The organism is Klebsiella pneumoniae complex sp. WS1778 (assembly GCF_049472055.1).
Classification (GTDB): Bacteria; Pseudomonadota; Gammaproteobacteria; order Enterobacterales; family Enterobacteriaceae; genus Klebsiella; species Klebsiella quasipneumoniae.
In genome coordinates, this window is the sequence record NZ_JBKGTJ010000001.1 from 522,115 (window position 1) to 540,175 (window position 18,061).

The 18,061-nt window shown below is 53.2% G+C and carries 28 protein-coding genes and 1 pseudogene; 8 read left to right on the forward strand and 21 right to left on the reverse strand.

The genetic code is table 11. The features are described from left to right. Positions 1-92 precede the first annotated feature (92 nt). A complete protein-coding gene (locus ACLEXF_RS02655) occupies positions 93-428 on the forward strand; it encodes a GlpM family protein (protein WP_043523134.1) in 336 nt (111 codons plus the stop codon). On the opposite strand, the gene folM is transcribed toward ACLEXF_RS02655, so the two are convergent. The 3 genes from folM to ydgH all read right to left on the reverse strand — a co-directional run bounded on the left by folM (position 425) and on the right by ydgH (position 3,694). Then, entirely contained in the window at positions 425-1,147 is a 723-nt protein-coding gene (gene folM / locus ACLEXF_RS02660; protein ID WP_043523132.1) for a dihydromonapterin reductase, read from the reverse strand. The genes ACLEXF_RS02655 and folM overlap by 4 nt on opposite strands. Before the next feature lie 36 nt (positions 1,148-1,183). Continuing rightward, on the reverse strand, positions 1,184-2,566 hold the full coding sequence (locus tag ACLEXF_RS02665; RefSeq protein WP_108450472.1) for an amino acid permease: 1,383 nt from the start codon (positions 2,564-2,566) through the stop codon (positions 1,184-1,186). 177 nt (positions 2,567-2,743) lie between these two features. Then, positions 2,744-3,694: a DUF1471 family protein YdgH gene (gene ydgH, locus ACLEXF_RS02670; protein WP_407259820.1), complete on the reverse strand. Its 951-nt coding sequence runs from the start codon at positions 3,692-3,694 to the stop codon at positions 2,744-2,746. 521 nt (positions 3,695-4,215) lie between these two features. Here ydgH and pntA point away from each other — a divergent pair. The 3 genes from pntA (at position 4,216) to ACLEXF_RS02685 (ending at position 7,481) form a co-directional block, all read left to right on the forward strand. After that, the gene (gene pntA / locus ACLEXF_RS02675) at positions 4,216-5,745 is read left to right on the forward strand and encodes a Re/Si-specific NAD(P)(+) transhydrogenase subunit alpha (RefSeq protein ID WP_017898698.1); all 1,530 of its coding nucleotides are present in this window, start codon (positions 4,216-4,218) and stop codon (positions 5,743-5,745) included. 10 nt (positions 5,746-5,755) lie between these two features. Continuing rightward, positions 5,756-7,144, forward strand: a complete 1,389-nt coding sequence (gene pntB, locus ACLEXF_RS02680; RefSeq protein WP_004887040.1) for a Re/Si-specific NAD(P)(+) transhydrogenase subunit beta — start codon at positions 5,756-5,758, stop codon at positions 7,142-7,144. 148 nt (positions 7,145-7,292) lie between these two features. Then, the gene (locus ACLEXF_RS02685) at positions 7,293-7,481 is read left to right on the forward strand and encodes a YdiH family protein (RefSeq protein WP_004887037.1); all 189 of its coding nucleotides are present in this window, start codon (positions 7,293-7,295) and stop codon (positions 7,479-7,481) included. Between the two features lie 119 nt (positions 7,482-7,600). Here the strand turns inward: ACLEXF_RS02685 and uspE are convergent, their stop codons facing one another. The 3 genes from uspE to ogt all read right to left on the reverse strand — a co-directional run bounded on the left by uspE (position 7,601) and on the right by ogt (position 10,149). Next, positions 7,601-8,548, reverse strand: coding sequence for a universal stress protein UspE (gene uspE / locus ACLEXF_RS02690; RefSeq protein WP_064187281.1), 948 nt, complete (start codon positions 8,546-8,548; stop codon positions 7,601-7,603). Between the two features lie 138 nt (positions 8,549-8,686). Continuing rightward, positions 8,687-9,439, reverse strand: coding sequence for a fumarate/nitrate reduction transcriptional regulator Fnr (gene fnr / locus ACLEXF_RS02695; RefSeq protein WP_004887031.1), 753 nt, complete (start codon positions 9,437-9,439; stop codon positions 8,687-8,689). Between the two features lie 194 nt (positions 9,440-9,633). Next, a complete protein-coding gene (gene ogt / locus ACLEXF_RS02700; protein ID WP_004887029.1) occupies positions 9,634-10,149 on the reverse strand; it encodes a methylated-DNA--[protein]-cysteine S-methyltransferase in 516 nt (171 codons plus the stop codon). Between the two features lie 267 nt (positions 10,150-10,416). Between ogt and ACLEXF_RS02705 the strand changes: the two genes are divergently transcribed. Further along, complete coding sequence (locus tag ACLEXF_RS02705; protein WP_004887027.1) at positions 10,417-10,575, forward strand: hypothetical protein; 159 nt, start codon at positions 10,417-10,419, stop codon at positions 10,573-10,575. 32 nt (positions 10,576-10,607) lie between these two features. On the opposite strand, the pseudogene ACLEXF_RS02710 reads toward ACLEXF_RS02705, so the two are convergent. From ACLEXF_RS02710 to ACLEXF_RS02760, 11 genes and pseudogenes are all read right to left on the reverse strand, one after another. Further along, a pseudogene (locus tag ACLEXF_RS02710) lies at positions 10,608-11,060 on the reverse strand (AbgT family transporter); the annotation flags it as partial. A 126-nt stretch (positions 11,061-11,186) separates the two neighbouring features. Continuing rightward, positions 11,187-11,447: a pyocin activator PrtN family protein gene (locus ACLEXF_RS02715; RefSeq protein ID WP_016530209.1), complete on the reverse strand. Its 261-nt coding sequence runs from the start codon at positions 11,445-11,447 to the stop codon at positions 11,187-11,189. A 119-nt stretch (positions 11,448-11,566) separates the two neighbouring features. Then, the gene (locus tag ACLEXF_RS02720) at positions 11,567-11,764 is read right to left on the reverse strand and encodes a ClpX C4-type zinc finger protein (RefSeq protein WP_047666489.1); all 198 of its coding nucleotides are present in this window, start codon (positions 11,762-11,764) and stop codon (positions 11,567-11,569) included. Continuing rightward, on the reverse strand, positions 11,761-12,456 hold the full coding sequence (locus ACLEXF_RS02725; RefSeq protein WP_102035562.1) for a morphogenetic protein: 696 nt from the start codon (positions 12,454-12,456) through the stop codon (positions 11,761-11,763). The genes ACLEXF_RS02720 and ACLEXF_RS02725 overlap by 4 nt, the downstream gene beginning before the upstream one ends. After that, the gene (locus ACLEXF_RS02730; RefSeq protein WP_047666491.1) at positions 12,453-13,064 is read right to left on the reverse strand and encodes a hypothetical protein; all 612 of its coding nucleotides are present in this window, start codon (positions 13,062-13,064) and stop codon (positions 12,453-12,455) included. The genes ACLEXF_RS02725 and ACLEXF_RS02730 overlap by 4 nt, the downstream gene beginning before the upstream one ends. Next, the gene (locus ACLEXF_RS02735) at positions 13,057-13,401 is read right to left on the reverse strand and encodes a hypothetical protein (protein WP_040217347.1); all 345 of its coding nucleotides are present in this window, start codon (positions 13,399-13,401) and stop codon (positions 13,057-13,059) included. The genes ACLEXF_RS02730 and ACLEXF_RS02735 overlap by 8 nt, the downstream gene beginning before the upstream one ends. Next, the gene (locus ACLEXF_RS02740) at positions 13,398-13,622 is read right to left on the reverse strand and encodes a hypothetical protein (protein ID WP_047666492.1); all 225 of its coding nucleotides are present in this window, start codon (positions 13,620-13,622) and stop codon (positions 13,398-13,400) included. Before ACLEXF_RS02740 ends, ACLEXF_RS02735 begins: the two co-directional genes overlap by 4 nt. Further along, on the reverse strand, positions 13,619-13,846 hold the full coding sequence (locus tag ACLEXF_RS02745) for a hypothetical protein (protein ID WP_074416352.1): 228 nt from the start codon (positions 13,844-13,846) through the stop codon (positions 13,619-13,621). The genes ACLEXF_RS02740 and ACLEXF_RS02745 overlap by 4 nt, the downstream gene beginning before the upstream one ends. A 7-nt stretch (positions 13,847-13,853) precedes the next feature. Next, positions 13,854-14,075 (reverse strand): hypothetical protein, encoded by a 222-nt coding sequence (locus tag ACLEXF_RS02750; RefSeq protein ID WP_131799168.1) that lies wholly within the window; start codon positions 14,073-14,075, stop codon positions 13,854-13,856. Positions 14,076-14,147: 72 nt separating this feature from the next. Further along, positions 14,148-14,441, reverse strand: a complete 294-nt coding sequence (locus tag ACLEXF_RS02755; protein WP_047666493.1) for a host cell division inhibitory peptide Kil — start codon at positions 14,439-14,441, stop codon at positions 14,148-14,150. After that, on the reverse strand, positions 14,434-14,559 hold the full coding sequence (locus ACLEXF_RS02760; protein WP_021441327.1) for a hypothetical protein: 126 nt from the start codon (positions 14,557-14,559) through the stop codon (positions 14,434-14,436). The genes ACLEXF_RS02755 and ACLEXF_RS02760 overlap by 8 nt, the downstream gene beginning before the upstream one ends. Positions 14,560-15,066: 507 nt before the next feature. Here ACLEXF_RS02760 and ACLEXF_RS02765 point away from each other — a divergent pair. Next, positions 15,067-15,270: a hypothetical protein gene (locus tag ACLEXF_RS02765; protein WP_046619459.1), complete on the forward strand. Its 204-nt coding sequence runs from the start codon at positions 15,067-15,069 to the stop codon at positions 15,268-15,270. Positions 15,271-15,320: 50 nt separating this feature from the next. On the opposite strand, the gene ACLEXF_RS02770 is transcribed toward ACLEXF_RS02765, so the two are convergent. From ACLEXF_RS02770 to ACLEXF_RS02785, 4 genes are all read right to left on the reverse strand, one after another. Beyond that, positions 15,321-16,157, reverse strand: a complete 837-nt coding sequence (locus ACLEXF_RS02770) for a hypothetical protein (RefSeq protein WP_023339684.1) — start codon at positions 16,155-16,157, stop codon at positions 15,321-15,323. Next, positions 16,120-16,299, reverse strand: a complete 180-nt coding sequence (locus ACLEXF_RS02775) for a hypothetical protein (RefSeq protein WP_023339685.1) — start codon at positions 16,297-16,299, stop codon at positions 16,120-16,122. Before ACLEXF_RS02775 ends, ACLEXF_RS02770 begins: the two co-directional genes overlap by 38 nt. Positions 16,300-16,393: 94 nt before the next feature. Further along, a complete protein-coding gene (locus ACLEXF_RS02780) occupies positions 16,394-16,492 on the reverse strand; it encodes a YoaK family small membrane protein (protein ID WP_139041349.1) in 99 nt (32 codons plus the stop codon). 14 nt (positions 16,493-16,506) lie between these two features. Continuing rightward, positions 16,507-17,205: an XRE family transcriptional regulator gene (locus ACLEXF_RS02785; protein WP_047667478.1), complete on the reverse strand. Its 699-nt coding sequence runs from the start codon at positions 17,203-17,205 to the stop codon at positions 16,507-16,509. Positions 17,206-17,316: 111 nt separating this feature from the next. On the opposite strand from ACLEXF_RS02785, the gene ACLEXF_RS02790 reads away from it, so the two are divergent. Together ACLEXF_RS02790 and ACLEXF_RS02795 are read left to right on the forward strand one after the other, a co-directional pair. Beyond that, complete coding sequence (locus ACLEXF_RS02790; RefSeq protein WP_032443511.1) at positions 17,317-17,544, forward strand: helix-turn-helix domain-containing protein; 228 nt, start codon at positions 17,317-17,319, stop codon at positions 17,542-17,544. A gap of 39 nt (positions 17,545-17,583) precedes the next feature. Next, the gene (locus ACLEXF_RS02795) at positions 17,584-17,904 is read left to right on the forward strand and encodes a CII family transcriptional regulator (RefSeq protein WP_004196543.1); all 321 of its coding nucleotides are present in this window, start codon (positions 17,584-17,586) and stop codon (positions 17,902-17,904) included. Positions 17,905-18,061 lie beyond the last annotated feature (157 nt).

An 18,061-nucleotide genomic window follows, 5' to 3' on the forward strand; every position in this document is an offset into this window, starting at 1 on the left:
GCGGCTATTTTACCCGCCATTCCTGTTTTATAAACAGCGCTAATTCCGCTATGCTGCGCTAACTTGTTGATTCATTGTTAAGGCATATGGACATGGGGCTGTTACTCAAAGGGCTGCTGGGCGCGCTGGTGGTGGTGCTGATTGGCGTGCTGGCGAAAACCAAAAACTACGCCATCGCCGGGCTTATTCCGCTGTTTCCCACCTTTGCGCTCATCGCCCACTATATTGTTGCCAGCGAGCGTGGTATTGAAGCCCTGCGCGCCACTATCGTGTTCGGCATGTGGTCGATCGTTCCCTATTTTATCTATCTGCTGTCGCTGTGGTACTTCACCGGCATCATGCGCCTGCCGTTAGCGCTGGCAGGCGCAGTGGGGTGCTGGGGGCTGTGCGCCTGGCTGTTGATTGTTGGCTGGAGCCGCTTCCACTAACGCAGAGGGCGACCGCCGTCGACGGCGTATGACCGGCCGGTCACGTAGCGGCTGGTAAACAGATAGTCGATAAGGTCGCTGATCTCTTTCTCGCCCGGGGCGATTTTCATCAGCGATTTATCCAGCGCCTGCTGACGATAGGCCTCGTCGTCACCTTCATTGAACATGATCAGCGACGGGGCTATAGCGTTGACTTTGATCTCCGGCGCCAGCTTGCGGGCGAAGGAGCGGGTCATGTTGTCCAGCGCGGCCTTGCTGGCGGCGTAGGCGATATGTTTATCGCTCCCGCGCTCCACCACGTAATCGGTGATATGGATAATGTCGCTGGCGGCATGGCCGTGGCCGCGCAGGAGTTCTTCCAGCGCGTGGTTGAGCAGATAGGGGGCATGGACGTGGATCTGCATCATGCGGTTGATCACCGTGCTGAGCGGTACTCCCGGCTTCTCCGCCATCCAGTCGCTGGCGTTGTGGATGATGGCCCGCAGGCCGCTGGTATGCGATTTAACCGCTTCGGCAAAGGTCAGAATGCCGTCATCGCTGCTGAAGTCGGCCTGCAGACAGAGAGCGCCTGCCTGGCGCAGGTCATCGATCGCCGGATAGGGCGTGCGATAGCTGACGATGACCGGCTGATGTTGCTGCAGAAAATGGTGCGCCAGCGCGAGGCCGATGCGGCGGCCTCCTCCTGTGATCAGAACCGGGCGGGGCTGTATTTCAGCCATGGGTATCTCCTTTGATTTAGGCGGCAGGGCGACCGCTTACCCCACCAGCATCCACGTTGCCGGCACAGCGGCAACCAGCAATAAACCAATTAGCGCCAATTCGCGGCGTTTGAGCGAACGATCGTGCTGGTGCGTACGCCGCGCGTACAAAAAGACCAGAAGACCCGGAGCGTAAAGTACCACTGACAACAGCAAATGCACAGGTCCCGACGCGTATAATAACCATAAGCCATAAATGCAGGCGCCGATACCCACCGCTTGATGCAGCGGACGGGTGGCGATTTTCAGCAAAAAGGCGCCGACCAGCAGATAGGGCACGAGGATCATCTCTGACGCAATAGTCAGCAGGGTGCCGTAGTCCGAACCGGTCAGCCAGATCAAAACCAGCGACGCCTGAACGCTGATATTGGTCAGCCACAGCGAGGCGGAGGGGGCGTTGTTGCGGTTCTGACGGGCGAACAAGCGCGGGAAGGCTTTGTGGGTGGCCGCGAGGTAAGGCACTTCGGCGGCCATGATGGTCCAGCTGAGATAGGCGCCGCACACCGACACGATAAGCCCGGCGGCAATCACAATTTCACCCCACGAGCCCATCAGTCTGACCATCAGTCCCGCCATCGACGGGTTGCGCATTTCGGCCAGTTCGCTACGCGGCACCACACCCAGCGACAGCAGGGTGACCAGCAGATACACCGCGAGGGCCGAAAGCACCGCTAGCAGCGTCGCGCGCCCAACGTCGCGCTTGTGACGCGCGCGTGCGGAGACCACGACCGCGCCTTCGACGCCGATGAACACCCACAGAGTGATCAGCATCGTGTTTTTAACCTGCTCCCACACCGGTACGTCCAGCGCCAGGCCGCTGAAATCGAGGCGGAACGTATCCAGCTGAAAGGCCAGGGCGGCGAGGGCGACAAACGCCCCCAGCGGCAACAGCTTGGCGAGGGTCGCGACCAGGTTAATCCCCGCCGCCGTCTGCACCCCACGCAGGACCAGAAAGTGGACTACCCACAGCAGAACTGAAGCGCCGACGATCGACTGCCAGGTGTTGCCATCGCCAAACAGGCGCAGCTCAGGGGTATCGGTGAAGAAACTGAGCGCCGAAAAGACGATCACCAGATAAGAGACATTGGCAATCACCGCGCACAGCCAGTAGCCCCACGCGGAACAGAAGCCGATCAGCTCGCCGAACCCTTCACGGGCGTAGGTGAAGATCCCGCCGTCGAGGTCGGGGCGAATACGGGTCAACAGCAGCATCGCGAAGGCGAGGAACAGGATCCCGACGCCGGTGATCGCCCAGCCGATGAGCAGAGCGGAAGGGCTGGCCACGGCCGCCATATTTTGCGGCAAACTGAATACGCCAGCGCCGAGCATTGAGCTAAGGACCAGGGCGGTCAGGGCGCTCAGGCCCAGTTTCTTTTCCATTGCATTCCCGAGGTGAAAATGGCTGTTCCAGAATATTTATTTTGCGAAATCGCATAAAAATGGAGGATTGCGCTAAGGCGCGGGATTTTACGGAGTGTCCGGGGGCCATGCAATGGCGGGGGATGAAAAAAAATGAAAAGGCGGCGATGCGCCGCCTTTTTAGCCAGTCAGCAGCGATTATTTGTACAAATCGGCGCTGATGGTGATGTTGCCGCCGCGTTCCTGCCACTGGCGGGTAATGTGGTAGTACTTCGCCCCTTTCTTCGCCGCGCGTTTCGCCGTCTGATAAGAGATTTCCGTCATGTTGCCATAGTTGCCGGTGAACTTGATGTTATCGAACGGCACCATTTGCGCCGCGGTCACTTTGTTCACTTCTTCAACTTTGGTGCCGTCCGGCAGCGTGACAGTGTAACGTCCGCCTTTCGACGACTGGGTCTCGAAGAAACGACCTACACCGGTGCCGGAGCCAACCGCCGCGGTGGTGGCGACGCCCGGGATTTCGACGTTTTTCGCCGCTTCGCCGCCTTTGGCCAACGCCGCGCGGCCGGCTTCAGAATCAGCCGGGATAGCGTCCGGGCTCTGCAGAACGCGTTTCTCCGCATCTTTTTTATAGATATACGCGGTAATGCGCTGGTTGCCGCCCTGGTTGGCGTCCACCTGGCGGACGATGAAGAACGCATAGGCGCCTTTCGCTTTCGCCGCTTTGGTGATGGCGTCGTTCACTTCCGGCTGACTGCGATAGAAGCCCTGGACGGTGACGGTGTCGTAAGGCATCAGCTCAACGGCCTGATCTTTCGGCAGCTCCATCACGCCATTGATGATGCGATTTTTCGGCGCATCCGCTTTCGGCGCGTCGTCTTTATAGAGGTCAGCCGTGACGCGCCAGTTGCCGCCATTGCCGTAATCCGACGTGTCGACAACATAGAATGAGGCCGCGCCGTCTTTGTCAGCTTTGCGCGATACCGCTTGCACCGCGTCGCCAATGGCATTAAACCGGCCGGTGACGACAACGCGATCGTAGGGCTTCAGCGCAGCCGCCTGCTCCGGGGTCAACTCGGTCGCTGCGTGGGCAGACAACGTGGCGGTTGTCAGGAAAGCAGACGCCAGGAGGGTGTTTTTAAGCTTCATAAAAATAATCCTTTGCCTTGCGCAAACCATATACTGGTGTTGTTGTTGACTGAAAACGTTTGATTATTGCATTTAATCGCTGTGACTGTCTGCGTCATTTTTTGCTTGCCGCCCGAATCGTATACCACGGAAAGATAACATTTTTCGATATGTTGAAAAAACAGCCGCTTGACCAGCAAAAACGATAATCGATACCACTTTTATTAGTTAATGTAATGTTAATACAATGATCTCAATGGCGATAAATGGCGTTTTATACCACTGGATAAGCGGATTATCAGGCCTGAAAGGCAAATTCAGGTAAATATTGCTGCCCGGAACCATCTGTGCTGACAATAAGCAATAAAATCAAAATTTCTGTTTTATCGCTGTAGATCACAATCGCTATTTTCAGTAGGTTATAAAAAGTTTGTTACTGTTTCATTTTGCAGACAGCGAAAGACGGCGAGGACGATTTTGCCGTCCTGTCGTTGTTGGTCAGAAAAGTAAACCATCATCAAAAACCGATGGAAGGGAAAACTATGCGTATTGGTGTACCACAAGAAAGGCTAGCCCAGGAGACCCGGGTCGCCGCCACGCCGAAGACCGTTGAGCAGTTGCTCAAACTCGGCTTTAGCGTCGCGGTAGAAAGCGGCGCCGGGAAGCTGGCCAGCTTTGACGATGAGGCCTTCGCCCAGGCGGGGGCTGAGATCGTGACCGGCGACGAGGTGTGGCAGTCTGATGTCATTCTCAAGGTCAATGCCCCGAATGACGATGAAATTGCCCTGTTGAATCCAGGAACCACGCTGATTAGTTTTATCTGGCCGGCGCAAAATCCGCAGCTGATGGAAAAACTGGCGGCCCGCAATATCAACGTGATGGCGATGGATTCGGTGCCGCGTATCTCCCGCGCCCAGTCGCTGGATGCGCTCAGCTCAATGGCCAATATCGCCGGGTACCGCGCTATCGTTGAAGCGGCCCATGAATTCGGCCGTTTCTTTACCGGGCAGATTACCGCGGCAGGCAAAGTTCCGCCCGCCAAGGTGATGGTTATCGGTGCCGGGGTGGCCGGTCTGGCGGCGATTGGCGCCGCCAACAGCCTGGGGGCGATTGTTCGCGCCTTCGATACCCGTCCGGAAGTGAAGGAGCAGGTGCAGAGTATGGGCGCCGAATTCCTCGAACTGGATTTTAAAGAGGAAGCGGGCAGCGGCGACGGCTATGCCAAGGTGATGTCCGAGGCCTTTATTCAGGCCGAAATGGCGCTGTTCGCCGCCCAGGCGAAAGAGGTCGATATTATCGTCACCACGGCGTTAATTCCGGGCAAGCCGGCGCCGAAGCTGATCACCCGGGAAATGGTTGACGCCATGAAGTCGGGCAGCGTGGTGGTCGATCTCGCCTCGCAAAACGGCGGCAACTGCGAGTACACCGTGCCGGGCGAAGTGGTGACCACCGCCAACGGCGTGAAAATTATCGGTTATACCGACCTGCCAGGCCGTCTGCCGACCCAGTCCTCCCAGCTCTACGGCACCAACCTGGTGAACCTGCTGAAGCTGCTGTGCAAAGAGAAAGACGGCAATATCGTCATCGATTTCGATGACGTGGTGGTGCGCGGCGTGACCGTGGTGCGTGAAGGCGAAATCACCTGGCCGGCGCCGCCGATTCAGGTCTCCGCTCAGCCGCAGGCCGCGGCGAAAAAAGTGGAAGCGCCGAAAGAAGAGGTGAAACCGGCGTCGCCGTGGCGCAAATATGCGCTGATAGCGCTGGCGATTATTCTCTTCGGCTGGCTGGCCAACGTGGCGCCTAAAGAGTTCCTCGGCCATTTCACCGTCTTCGCGCTGGCCTGCGTGGTGGGTTACTACGTGGTATGGAATGTCTCCCATGCGCTGCATACGCCGCTGATGTCGGTGACGAACGCCATTTCGGGCATTATCGTGGTTGGCGCGTTGCTGCAGATAGGCCACGGCGGCTGGGTCAGCTTCCTGAGCTTTATCGCGGTACTGATCGCCAGCATTAATATTTTCGGTGGTTTTACCGTGACTCAGCGCATGCTGAAAATGTTTCGCAAAGGATAAGGGGTAGCACATGTCTGGTGGATTAGTTACAGCTGCATACATTGTTGCTGCAATCCTGTTTATTTTCAGCCTGGCGGGTCTGTCGAAACACGAAACCTCGCAGCAGGGCAACTATTTCGGCATCGCCGGGATGGCCATCGCCCTGATCGCCACTATTCTGGGTCCGGACGCCGGCAACGTCGGCTGGATTATCCTCGCGATGGTGATCGGTGGGGCAATCGGTATTCGTCTGGCGAAGAAGGTCGAAATGACCGAGATGCCGGAGCTGGTGGCCATCCTGCACAGCTTCGTGGGCCTGGCGGCGGTGCTGGTAGGGTTTAACAGCTACCTGCAGCATGAAACCGGCATGGAGCAGATTCTGGTCAATATCCATTTGACCGAAGTGTTCCTCGGCATCTTCATCGGCGCGGTGACCTTCACCGGTTCGGTAGTGGCGTTTGGTAAACTGCGCGGCAAGATCTCCTCCAAACCGCTGATGCTGCCTAATCGCCATAAGCTTAACCTGGCGGCGCTGGTGGTTTCCTTCATCCTGATGGTGATTTTTGTGCGCTCCGATAGCACCGGCACCCAGGTCCTGTGCCTGCTGGTGATGACCGCGATCGCGCTGGCCTTCGGCTGGCACCTGGTGGCCTCCATCGGCGGCGCGGACATGCCGGTGGTGGTCTCGATGCTCAACTCCTACTCGGGCTGGGCGGCGGCGGCGGCGGGCTTTATGCTGAGCAATGACCTGCTGATCGTCACCGGCGCGCTGGTGGGCTCTTCCGGCGCCATTCTCTCTTACATTATGTGTAAGGCGATGAACCGCTCCTTTATCAGCGTGATCGCCGGCGGCTTCGGCACCGATGGTTCCTCCAGCGGCGGCGATGAAGAAGTGGGCGAGCACCGTGAAATTAGCGCCGAAGAGACGGCGGAGATGCTGAAAAATTCGCACTCGGTCATCATCACCCCGGGCTATGGTATGGCGGTGGCCCAGGCGCAGTATCCGGTGGCAGAAATTACCGAGAAGCTGCGGGCGCGCGGCATTAAGGTGCGCTTTGGCATTCACCCGGTCGCCGGCCGTCTACCGGGACATATGAACGTCCTGCTGGCGGAGGCTAAAGTGCCTTACGACATCGTGCTGGAGATGGATGAGATCAACGATGATTTCAGCGATACCGACACCGTGCTGGTCATCGGCGCTAACGATACCGTCAACCCGGCGGCGCAGGACGATCCGAAGAGCCCGATCGCCGGCATGCCGGTGCTTGAGGTGTGGAAAGCGCAGAACGTGGTGGTCTTTAAGCGTTCGATGAACACCGGTTACGCCGGCGTACAGAACCCGCTGTTCTTTAAAGAGAACACCCATATGCTGTTCGGTGATGCCAAAGCCAGCGTCGATGCGATCCTGAAAGCGCTGTAATGTAACATTATTGTTTTACAACGTTTGTTTATAAGCCGTCTCCTGTGAGACGGCTTTTTTATATGCACTGGGATACCAGGGATTGTTCATAAAATAAGCGGTAAAAGGTGATATAATGTTCCGGTTATTACATCAGACAGAGGATATTATGGATACCGAGTTAACCCCAACGCAGATGGCCATCGAATTCTTACGCCGCGATACCACCGTCATGACTCCAGCGCAGTATCTGAAAAAACTTAAACTGCTGGAACTGGAGTTTGCTGACCTGATGGCGCTCTCCTCGCTGGAGCTGAAAGAAGAGATCGATCTGGCCTGGCGTCTGGGTATCCACTGAGTCGTTCAGGGTCGCCATGCCATGACGGGGCCGCAAGCGGCCCTTTTTTGTGCCTGAGGGAAAGCGGGCAAAAAAATCCCCCGCGAGGCGGGGGATGATGAACGTTCCGGGAGGGAAGATTAATCGTCGTCGTCGTCCAGTTCCACCGGCGTCTGATAGGCCTCTGGTTTAAGCACCAGCAGATCGCAGCGCAGGTGGTCGACAACCTGCTCCGCGGTATTGCCAAGGAACGCCGCGGAGAGGCCGGTTCGTCCGACCGTACCCAGCACCACGATCCCCGCCTGCAGATGCTCGGCGAGATCCGGGATCACCTCCTCAGGCAACCCTTTTTCCACGTGGGTGAATTTCTCGTCAATGCCAAACTTCTGCCGCAGGGCTTTCATCGCCAGCAGATGCTGGCCGCGGATGGCGTCGTTGTAGACGCTGGGATCGAAATCCGGCAGCTCAATCGCGATATTGATCGGGGTGACCGGATAGGCGCCGATAAGGTGCACTTCAGTGTGGTTGACTTCTTCCGCCAGCGACAGGGTCTCGCGCACCAGCTTCTCGTTGAGGGTGTTGTGATAATTTTCTTCACTGGCCAGATTGACGGCGACCAGCGCTTTACCGCCTTCTGGCCATGGCTGGTCTTTCACCATCCAGACCGGGCAAGGGCACTTACGCAGCAGATGCCAGTCGGTCGGGGTGAAGATCACCGCTTCCAGCTTGTCGTGTTGGTGGGCCATCTTCAGCAGCAGGTCGTGTTTCTCACTGATCACTTCCTGAATAATGGCTTCGAAGGGGCGGTTGTGCCACACCACCTTCACGTCAATCGGCACACCGGATTCAAGATAGAATTTCGCCTGCTCGCGGATCCAGGCCGTTCGTTGGGCAATGACGCCCTGACGCATCGCCGTCCGTTCATCCGGCGACAACAGGGTGGTCATTTCATAAGAAAAATCATAGATCGGCAAAAAGGCTTTGATGCGTCCACCAATCCGTTGGTGCAGGTACACCGCTCGCCTTAGCGCCGGCTGGTCGTCCTGGTTAGGATCGATTACTACCAGCATGCTCTGATACTTCGCCATACAGGGTCTCCTTACAACTGCAGCTACCGTCAGTTATTAAAAAGATAACCTATATGGATGAATTGAAACAGGGGAGGAGCCTGGTCAGATCAACAAATCTGAAAAAATTGCCGATCCTGACCAGGTGTTGCGCGGAGATTAAGCGACGTTACGCGCCTGACCGGCCAGCTGGGCCAGCAGGTCGCCGTTTTCAATGGTGATGTATTTGCCTTTCACCGCCAGCATGCCGCTCTTCTGGAAACGCCCCAGCAGACGGCTGATGGTTTCGACGGTGAGGCCGAGATAGTTGCCAATGTCGCCGCGGGTCATGGTCAGACGGAACTCACGGGGAGAGAAACCGCGCTGCGCGAAACGGCGGGACAGGTTATAGATAAACGCGGCCAGGCGCTCTTCGGCGTTCTTTTTGGAAAGCAGCAGGATCATATCCTGGTCGCCTTTGATCTCACCGCTCATCAGACGCATCATCTGCTGACGCAGATTCGGCATTTTTCCGGAAAGATCGTCGAGGGTTTCAAAGGGGATCTCGCATACCATCGACGTTTCCAGCGCCTGGGCGAAGCTCGGGTGCAGGCCGGTGCCGATGGCGTCAAAGCCCACCAGATCGCCCGCCAGGTGGAAGCCGGTAATCTGCTCATCGCCTTGCTCGGTGATGGTGTAGCTTTTGATGGTCCCGGAGCGAATGGCATACAACGATTTCAGCTCATCACCGGCTTTGAACAAGGTTTGACCTTTCTGGATGGGCTTTTTCCGCTCGATAATATTATCCAGCTGATCAAGCTCGTGCTCGTTCAGAGTAAAGGGGATGCAGAGCTGGCTGATACTGCAATCCTGACAATGGATAGCACAACCGCCAGACTGAATGCGTCGAATAATTCGCTTCTCAGGGATCATATGTCTGCTCAGGCCTTAATTGATATTGGTCAATTTTAACATCTTTTTGATGAGCAGGTAAGTCTTCAGGCTCTGAAACACGTAATATCAGCAGGGGAAATCAAAACAGGCTGATATCTGCTTGATTAAAAATAGATTATTCAGCCACATTTGATTGTAAAATTACCTGAAAATTCCAGAAAAGGCATTTTCAGTCAAAGCAACAGATAGCCCTCGTGGCGCAGAAGCCACTCTTTACGCTGCACGCCGCCGGCATAGCCGGTCATCGTACCGTTACGTCCGATGACCCGATGGCAAGGCACCACAATACTCACCGGGTTGGCGCCATTGGCGGCCCCCACCGCGCGTGCCGCGCCGGGACGACCGAGCGCTTCGGCCAGCTGACCGTAGTGCATCACCTGGCCGCAGGGGATATCGCGCAACGCCTGCCAGACCTGGCGCTGGAAAGGGGTGCCGGCGGTGGCGGTAGGCAGGGTCTCGATAACGGCCAGGTCGCCGGCAAAATAGTCGTTCAGCTTACTGCTGAGACCGCCCGGATTGCGGCAGTCGACGCGCTGATAGCCTTCCCGGCGATAGTGTACGTCGAGCAGGGTTTCCATCCGATCGCGGTGCTCGTCCCACTCGACGGCGCGTAAATTAAACTGTTCGTCGCAGAGTACCCACAGCGCCCCCAGCGGGGTATCCATTTTATCCTGCAGCAAGGTCAACATCGTTTCAGTCATCCACCATCGTACACGAGGGCCACACGATACCACGCACCGGCGGCGGTCAACTATACTCCCAAAAGATAAACCCGTATCCCCGGCCGGCTTCCTGCGGCCTGTACGTTGATTTATTTTTGGATCGATCCTGGCGGGTTATCGGGCATGGTTTTTGCTACTTTTAAGCTGACGACGCCGGTCCTCCGCGCCGCTTTGCGCGCCCGGGAAGGTGCCACCGCGTCGTCGCGGCGCGGTTAATAACTCAGAGGTGGGGCTATGCAATATATACTGACTGGTGTAATCGTATTGATCTTCAGCGGCCTCGTTATCCACGGCCTCACGCTGTTGCTCGAACGCGGGTATCGCGCGCTTTTCGGCTTCTTCGCCGGAGCCGCAGATGTCCCCCGTAAGGTCAAAATGAAGGTGCCGCGTTAAGAGTAAGCAGCCGTCCCTGGCGCTTCAGCGGCTTAAGGGAGCCGCGGATAAATGCCAGGGCCGATGGGCAGTCCTGCCAGATACCAGCCCACCAGCAACAGCAGCCAGACGGCGAGAAAAATCAGCGGGTAAGGGAGCACCAGCGAGTAGTAAGTCCCGAGGCGGGCGTCGGGTCGGTAGCGCTGTAAAAAACCGAGAAACAGCGGTACAAACGGTGAAACCGGCGCCAGCGGCAGCACCGATGAATCGGCGATGCGAAACAGGATCTGCGCAAACGCCGGGTGGAAGCCCAGCAGCATAAACATCGGCACGAAGATCGGCGCCAGAATCGACCAGATGGCCGAACCGCTGGCGATAAACATGCACAGAAAAGCCGACAGCAGCGCCAGACCGACAAACGCCGGGACGCCGTTCATGCCGGCGCTCTCCAGCAGGTCCGTCAGGCCAACGGCCATAAACTTGCCCATATTGCTCCAGTTGAACATGGTTTATATAAGTAGCATAATCATATGCTTATATCATTATGGGGTTCTATTGGGGTGCTTGGTGATGCAAAAATAAAACCGGATACTGCATAATGGGCGGTATCCGGAAATTGAGTTACAGTATAACTAACTGCCACTTTTCATCTGTTCCAGGAGGTCGCGGCCTTTCTTCAACTGCGCATCTATGTGATTAGCAAGGTCCTGAATATGGATCATGCGTGGTGCTTTTTGGCTTTCTGCCGCCCGGAAGGTTGGAATGGGAATCTCGCCCATAGCCGCGCGCTTTTCTGCGGTTGCCGGTTTCAGCCCAAAATACTTTTCGCACACCTGGCTGAGTGGAACCGTAGCAGACCCATATTCGGCCATTAACAAAAACATTGTGTTCATTTTCACCTCACACCACTTTCAGGCCACGATAGTGGCACCAAGTCTCATACATCCGCTTAAGCTCTTCCCTGCATTGTTAGCCGCGACTGTCGGACGGTTAATGATGGCAATCCCTACGCTCATGCTGCACCGCCTGTTTTTAAGGTCTCAACGAAACCTTTGGTCTTTATGTCTTGAAGGATTACGTCAACACACAGAGCCACGCAGTCATTGCAAATCGCTGCCACATCGGAATGGGAGGTAAACATCTTGGCCACCTTGTCCTGGTGTTTTCCGCAGAAGTCACAAACAAACTCCCCGGTCTCTTGGTTTTTCATGCTGCACCGCCTTCAACGCGCTTAAACGAAATAACCCAAACCCAACTGTTAGCTTTCCAGCTTTCCTCGCCGTAGATGGATTCCCACAGACGCTGGAATGCAACCTTGGCCGTTGCAAAATCACCCTTCGGAGTCAGGAATGTTCCCGGGTAATCAGGAAGCAAACTCCCTGCAGGCGGAACGCCTTCGGCAGTGGCATCTTCCTCGCTGATAGCGTTCAGCCGCTCAACCCGCACGTCGGTTATTTCCAGCAGAATGCGGCTGGCCCAGCGCGGCATGTGGATTGATGGCGTCCAGCGTTCATAGTTATAAATAGTTGGGTTGTACTCCGCAGGAGCAAGCTTATCCATTTGCACGCCATCACGATAAGCTATATTCCACATAGTTTTTCGTGGCGGCGCGGACTGCATTTCCAGCGGAGCCGGGAAAAAAGCTTCTCTTACCCAAATGCGATCTCCTACAGCGCCGAACGGGCATAAAAAGAACTTTGAACGCACGTGGTTACCAGTAGCGTTAGATTCTGCCCAGTGGTATTTGCCAATGTCACTGTGCTTGGTTGAGTCAGTGATAAGCAGTAATCCAAGCCGGTTGGATTCCGGCTGTACTTTCATAATCCGCCGTGTCTGCGTTTTCCGACCTTCGAGGATGGCCCGCACCATCTCAGCGTTAAAAATCATTCCGCGTTCTTTCATGCTGTACGCTCCGCCGTGATGTCAGCATTCTGCTCATCGGTGAGAATGTCATCTGATACGATGGCCGCTCGCTCGCCGCCGATCCACGATATTGGCCCGCTTTCTTTGATGGCCTTATTCAGCGCTTCAGCCGCATCACGTATTGCCTGTGGCAGGCAGAAGTAATCATCACCTTCCGGCATAATTTCTTCGCAGTGTTGCGCCAGATCGAATTCTGGAGGGTAGTTTGGTTCGCAGATGAGTAATTGCAGCTCGCTCGGAAACACCGAGTTTTCCCAGCAGTAATCAACCAGCGATTCCACGTCAAAAAAATAGGTATCGTCGTCAAAGATAACGAGGGGCTCGCCAGCCCACACGGCGCGCTCAAGTGCAGCGAACTTGGCCTGACGACTTTCTCGATGGCACTCTTCGCAATAGCTATGAGTTCTATGAATAGGATGATCGTCGGGTTTATTTTTGCACTTACGGTGCGTCGCACCACTCCAACGAGCCATGCTCTCGTCATCACCCCAAAATCTACCATCACGCGAAACCCAGCCAGTTAAGGTCTGGATGCTGGCCGCTTCATCACTGTCCATCATCACGATTTTTTCAGTTTGCTTAGTCATTCCAGGCCTCCAGTTCGTTCTCGATCTCTTCGTCGATTTCGTCGTTGGTAGCGTCTTCGTCCAGGTAGTCACGCGCTTCTTTCAGGTACTGCTCATGGCGTTCCCGATACCATGCCGAAAATTCTGGCGTCCATCCGTTCGGCTCACCGTCATAGTCAACCTTGGCGTTACGTTCAGCCATGCTCTCGACCATGCTGTAAGCAGTGGTAAGCGCCGCTTCGCGGATATACCCGCGCAGGTCACTTTTGCGCCAGTAGGGGTTAACTTTTGAATCGCAGACAGATTTAAATTTCACTTTCCAGCGGCGGATACAACGCGCATTTAAGGATTTGCTCATCGTGATGCCTCCGCTTTAATCGCTTTATACGCACGCAGTACGTGAGAGGTTTTACCGGTAATAACCGTTTTTAAAACAAAAAAACCGCTACGCTTAGCACGAACCGAAGGAGCAAGAAATAGCGCCGTATCAACAGCGCGGTTGTGAAGGCGAAATTCAAAAACCGTGCTGGTAATCGTAGTGATGGCATTGAATCCATCATCATAAAATTCTATTTTCATGATTGTGATTTCCTGTCTTTGAGTTGATTGTATTTTTCATGGCTCATAACTTCCCAGCATGTTCCGTTATTGCGGGATAATAAGCGCCATTTTCTGCCAATCTTTAAACTTAAATTCCCGCATTTGATTCGGCATGGTTTTAAATCTCCCTTGCTGTACAGGCTCAGAACATGCGATGCCTTTTCATTTACATGCGATGGAATACGGTTGGATGTGATTATCATCCGTCACCTACCAGCGCTTGTGGGCAAGGTGTCCGGGGCGTGATGGTAAGGTTTTACGAAACGAGGAAGCAGCAGCGGAGAGAGCGATTTTCTGCTTTTCTTTCTCATTGCATACCGGGCAGAAATAAAAGTTTCTCCGATAAGCACCCCTGCCAGATGGACGATATTGCAGCTCATCGCGAGCAAAAGAACCGCCGCAGCCATGACAGTGCAACTTTAATTCTTCCATTTATCTATCTCCGGTTAAATTTAATGTGTGTTTATTCCTGCCAGTTAAGGCATTAAATAAAAAGTGATGGTATTAGTAAGAAACTTCTGTGTTTATTTTGTAACGTGCATTGCCAGAATCTGCGTTAACAGAAATCAAATCGCCATACATGTCATAATTCAAAATAACGTCATTGAATTTCAGGGTTGAGAGAGATTCTTCGCGACCGCAAAACATAAAATCTTCTGCGTGCTTAGTTTCCTCATAAACATCTTTCATTGAGGAAAAAGCCTCTGACCACATTTCATTATTACCAATAAATTGCGCAATAGCCAGCTTGCTTTGTGCCGCTTTAAAAGCCGGGTTGCCATGCAGTAAATTAGCCATTGAGTACCCCCGCAGCGTGCAGAATTTTGATAACCACCGCTGTCCAGATAACGCCGCAGATCAGCAGGCAGTAAATCAGTGAACGAATGCCATTTTTGCTCATGAGGCACCCCAGCAAAATTCAAAGCTTACCCATGCGACTGCAACCACAAGCAGAGCAACCTTTATGCAGAACCGGTGCCACGCAGGTACTTCATGTTCGCGGATCATTTGCTACCCCTCACTGTCATGTGAATTTGAGTACCAACAGACCTTGCAATGCAGTGCCGGGTGCCTCCCGGTGATACCAGCCAGTTAACAACTGGTATCGGCAGCTTTCTTTCCACCCCACTTTAGGAAACAAGTGGTACTGCTTTAACTGAACCGCGTGCGCATAGCCGCATTCACTGCATTGCAAGGTCTGTAGCTTTTAGCCTTCAGGCGGCCAACCGAACGTTTTTGCTTATCAACCACTGTGCGGTGATTGGTGTTGCTTGGATGGATTGATAATAGCAATGGGTATTAGCCATAGCAATACGTATTGATATTGATTAATAGCTATAGGAATTAAATTGCTGATAGCTAAACGAATTTATTTTTTATGCACGTGCTGTTATGCTTAAAAAAACATCAATAGGGGGCGGCTATGTTGAATGAGGATGAATTTTTCGCAGAGATGCACCCGCAGATAGCGCAGGTTATCGGGATAGCGGTTATGCAGCTTCTGGTTGAGAAGCGCGAGCCATCAAGAGAGGCGCTGATAGAGATGATTCAGGTGTTGTGGCAGGGTGACCAGGTAGATCTGGCTGTGGAGTTGGCAGTGGACGTGCTGATGCTGAGGGAAGAGTAGGGCAGTAAAAACCCGGCGCGGTGGCCGGGGTTGTTTTTTTTGCTTAATGCTTAAAGATGGTTTGCTAAGCCACGAAAAATAATTAGTGGTGTTATACCAAAGGATCCTACAGGTCTCCCCATTATATTTCTCATCATGATTAACATGCTATTCATGGCATCTTTTAAATCATTGGATACTGTAGGGTATGGTGCGGTTGGATTATCCAGTTTTGTATCATCAGCATAAGCATCAACAATACATAGTATATGCCACTCACCGGGAATGAAGGGACCGTACTTTAAAGAAACATCGCTCAAGGTAGTTGTCAGGTTGGATGGTTCAACCGACATCCAACTGTAGTTTCCATAACTATCAGCAAAGTCAATGTGCGTAGTTGGAGGAAGCATCTTTACTAACTCCTCCGCATTTTCAAATTCTGAGATGCTTTCCTTCAGCAGGCCCTTAGCTTTAGGATTTTTCTCATTCTTCATCTCGTTGATTTTTATCTTTTTAACTATTGGCATGCACAAGTGAACCATTTGTGCATCGAATATTTTCATCATGCCTTTTATTAGGACTATGTCGCCTAGTCTAGCATCATTTAAGCTCGCTTTTATCCTTCCTGATTCAGAAAGTTTATCTAAAAGATTCAGCGGGATGCTCCATGATGAGTCAAATAATCTTTCTTGACTGCGATTCCAAGATTCAGAGGCGTTAGTTTTAACGCCTATCAATGACAGCCCAGCCTTAAGCTCTTTAAGGTCTTTTTCAGACTCTCCAGACGTCTGCTTAATACTATTAAGAACTCCAGAAGGGAAAAGCTGCGCAGTTATAGCATTTACACGCTCTTTATCCACATAAAAATAATCAAATAGTGAATCTGTGCTTTGTGAGTCTTGATCCATCACTACGTTCCTCTTGTATCTTTTCTTTTTCCCGAGCTATATTCTTCTGGGTTTCTTCAATTTCGTCATTGATGATCTGCAGCTCATCAATGCCTGCTTTCGGTTTGGCATTTTTGAGGTGTTTCAGCATTTTACGTATCATGACGATTCTCCAAGGGAACATATGATTAAATTATGTTCTCTTTAAGCCATTAAATCAATTGATGCGGCCTTATATAGCGTACTTCAACGCCTGCTCACCCTCCCGGTGTCACATAGCCACCAAAGACAAACCAAGTCAAAAACGCCACCGCTACGATGAATACGACCACGGGGAAAACTATCCCAATTTTCATAATCAATCTCTCATTTACCCATGCTTTCTGTACGTCTGCGGCATGCTGCCTATCACCTTACCGAACACGAACACCCGATTCATCTCGTCTTTCTCGATCGGGTCCCATGCTGCATAGCTCTTGTTGTCTGAGATAACCAGCAGCTTGTCCTTCATCTTCTGAAGGCGCTTGACGTGAGCAGTGTCGTCGTACAGGAACGCGTATATCCCGTCGCCGTCGAAGCTCTTAACGCTGATGTCGACGAACAGCAGATCACCCGGCTCAATCGTCCCAGACATGCTGTCGCCCCTGACGTTGATGATCCTGATGTTCTCAGCCTTACGCCCATCGAACATGTGGCGGGCTTCCGCTGGCGCATATTCAACGGAGTGGAGAATCTCCACGAACTCCTGATTAACAATGCCCGGTCCTGCGCTGACCATAAGATCCAGCACATCAATCCTGAATGCATCAGCCACCTGACTTTTAACCTCGGTAGTTCGAAGCAGTCGGCCATCATCACGCATCGGGCCATTACCGGTTGACAGCCATTCAGACCTGACACCCAAAGCATTAGCTATCTCGACGATCTTTGTTGACCCTCTGGCGTTTCCACTAACCAGACGCCAAATGGTCGGCTGAGCAATACCTGAGGCTTTCGCAAGTGCCCCTTGGGACATTCCAGCCAAAGACATGGCTTCGTTTAAACGATCTGCAAGAGTTTCTTTTTTCATAGTTTCAAATTTATACGCTTGCGTATTGATGGTCAAAACACGTTTTGCTATTGCTATAATCAATACGCATTGCTATTATCTCGATGAACCAATACTTATAGGAATTGGAATATGACAAATAAAACCATCCAGAAGGCAATTGATATCGCTGGCAGTCAGAAAAAATTGGCCGATCTGTGTGGCGTAGCGCAGCCGACAGTTTGGCGTTGGCTGCATGGCGGCGGAATTGATGCCCGCTATGTGATGAAAATCGTGTCTGCGACTAACGGCAAAATTAAGGCGGCAGAGATTCGGCCTGACCTTGCACAGTTGCTGAGTGCAAATTCACCGGCCGCCTAACCAGCGGCCTTTCAATCAACACCAGAGGAAGTATCACAGATGGAGAACGCAATAGCCCGAAAGTTAGAGCCGCCGATCCTCAACCCGATTGAGATAGAGGGCATTTTGTTAAACCGCCTTTTGTCCATTAGCCAGAAGACTTTTGCAGAAATGCGAGGGGTCAGCGAATCAACGATTAGTCGCCGTAAGAGCGAAGGGTACTACGCCGAGATGGCGAAAGAGATTGCTGCGTTAGGCCTGCAGGTTGTTCCGCCTGAGGCGGTTGTAGTTTCTCGTCACTACCTGCAATCGGTAGAGACGCTGGCAGATATCGGTTTACGTGCGGAGCGGTGCCGTCCTGGTCCGCTTGGGTGGGACTGATGAAGAGTAAAAAAGGCGAAAGCCGCGGTGGGGGAACACCAACGGCTTTCGGGTGCAAAAACGAAGAGGTAATTGCGAGGTAATTATGCCTGACCACAAACAAAAATCAAATACACCCCGATGCTCTGCATACCGCAGGGCTAATCAATCCGTTGCT

What these genes read in the sequence shown, in the direction of transcription:
- pntB (WP_004887040.1), top strand. Translation starts at nt 5,756, where the DNA reads ATGTCTGGTGGATTAGTTACAGCTGCATACATTGTTGCTGCAATCCTG.
- pntA (WP_017898698.1), top strand. Translation starts at nt 4,216, where the DNA reads ATGCGTATTGGTGTACCACAAGAAAGGCTAGCCCAGGAGACCCGGGTC.
- ACLEXF_RS02765 (WP_046619459.1), top strand. Translation starts at nt 15,067, where the DNA reads ATGTTGAATGAGGATGAATTTTTCGCAGAGATGCACCCGCAGATAGCG.
- ACLEXF_RS02685 (WP_004887037.1), top strand. Translation starts at nt 7,293, where the DNA reads ATGGATACCGAGTTAACCCCAACGCAGATGGCCATCGAATTCTTACGC.
- ACLEXF_RS02780 (WP_139041349.1), bottom strand. Translation starts at nt 16,492, where the DNA reads ATGAAAATTGGGATAGTTTTCCCCGTGGTCGTATTCATCGTAGCGGTG.
- ACLEXF_RS02770 (WP_023339684.1), bottom strand. Translation starts at nt 16,157, where the DNA reads ATGGATCAAGACTCACAAAGCACAGATTCACTATTTGATTATTTTTAT.
- uspE (WP_064187281.1), bottom strand. Translation starts at nt 8,548, where the DNA reads ATGGCGAAGTATCAGAGCATGCTGGTAGTAATCGATCCTAACCAGGAC.
- ACLEXF_RS02755 (WP_047666493.1), bottom strand. Translation starts at nt 14,441, where the DNA reads ATGGCTAATTTACTGCATGGCAACCCGGCTTTTAAAGCGGCACAAAGC.
- ACLEXF_RS02665 (WP_108450472.1), bottom strand. Translation starts at nt 2,566, where the DNA reads ATGGAAAAGAAACTGGGCCTGAGCGCCCTGACCGCCCTGGTCCTTAGC.
- ACLEXF_RS02725 (WP_102035562.1), bottom strand. Translation starts at nt 12,456, where the DNA reads ATGAAAGAACGCGGAATGATTTTTAACGCTGAGATGGTGCGGGCCATC.
- ACLEXF_RS02655 (WP_043523134.1), top strand. Translation starts at nt 93, where the DNA reads ATGGGGCTGTTACTCAAAGGGCTGCTGGGCGCGCTGGTGGTGGTGCTG.
- fnr (WP_004887031.1), bottom strand. Translation starts at nt 9,439, where the DNA reads ATGATCCCTGAGAAGCGAATTATTCGACGCATTCAGTCTGGCGGTTGT.
- ACLEXF_RS02750 (WP_131799168.1), bottom strand. Translation starts at nt 14,075, where the DNA reads ATGGAAGAATTAAAGTTGCACTGTCATGGCTGCGGCGGTTCTTTTGCT.
- ACLEXF_RS02715 (WP_016530209.1), bottom strand. Translation starts at nt 11,447, where the DNA reads ATGAACACAATGTTTTTGTTAATGGCCGAATATGGGTCTGCTACGGTT.
- ACLEXF_RS02790 (WP_032443511.1), top strand. Translation starts at nt 17,317, where the DNA reads ATGACAAATAAAACCATCCAGAAGGCAATTGATATCGCTGGCAGTCAG.
- ACLEXF_RS02705 (WP_004887027.1), top strand. Translation starts at nt 10,417, where the DNA reads ATGCAATATATACTGACTGGTGTAATCGTATTGATCTTCAGCGGCCTC.
- ogt (WP_004887029.1), bottom strand. Translation starts at nt 10,149, where the DNA reads ATGTTGACCTTGCTGCAGGATAAAATGGATACCCCGCTGGGGGCGCTG.
- ACLEXF_RS02775 (WP_023339685.1), bottom strand. Translation starts at nt 16,299, where the DNA reads ATGATACGTAAAATGCTGAAACACCTCAAAAATGCCAAACCGAAAGCA.
- ACLEXF_RS02795 (WP_004196543.1), top strand. Translation starts at nt 17,584, where the DNA reads ATGGAGAACGCAATAGCCCGAAAGTTAGAGCCGCCGATCCTCAACCCG.
- folM (WP_043523132.1), bottom strand. Translation starts at nt 1,147, where the DNA reads ATGGCTGAAATACAGCCCCGCCCGGTTCTGATCACAGGAGGAGGCCGC.
- ACLEXF_RS02730 (WP_047666491.1), bottom strand. Translation starts at nt 13,064, where the DNA reads ATGACTAAGCAAACTGAAAAAATCGTGATGATGGACAGTGATGAAGCG.
- ACLEXF_RS02745 (WP_074416352.1), bottom strand. Translation starts at nt 13,846, where the DNA reads ATGATAATCACATCCAACCGTATTCCATCGCATGTAAATGAAAAGGCA.
- ACLEXF_RS02785 (WP_047667478.1), bottom strand. Translation starts at nt 17,205, where the DNA reads ATGAAAAAAGAAACTCTTGCAGATCGTTTAAACGAAGCCATGTCTTTG.
- ACLEXF_RS02740 (WP_047666492.1), bottom strand. Translation starts at nt 13,622, where the DNA reads ATGAAAATAGAATTTTATGATGATGGATTCAATGCCATCACTACGATT.
- ACLEXF_RS02735 (WP_040217347.1), bottom strand. Translation starts at nt 13,401, where the DNA reads ATGAGCAAATCCTTAAATGCGCGTTGTATCCGCCGCTGGAAAGTGAAA.
- ACLEXF_RS02720 (WP_047666489.1), bottom strand. Translation starts at nt 11,764, where the DNA reads ATGAAAAACCAAGAGACCGGGGAGTTTGTTTGTGACTTCTGCGGAAAA.
- ydgH (WP_407259820.1), bottom strand. Translation starts at nt 3,694, where the DNA reads ATGAAGCTTAAAAACACCCTCCTGGCGTCTGCTTTCCTGACAACCGCC.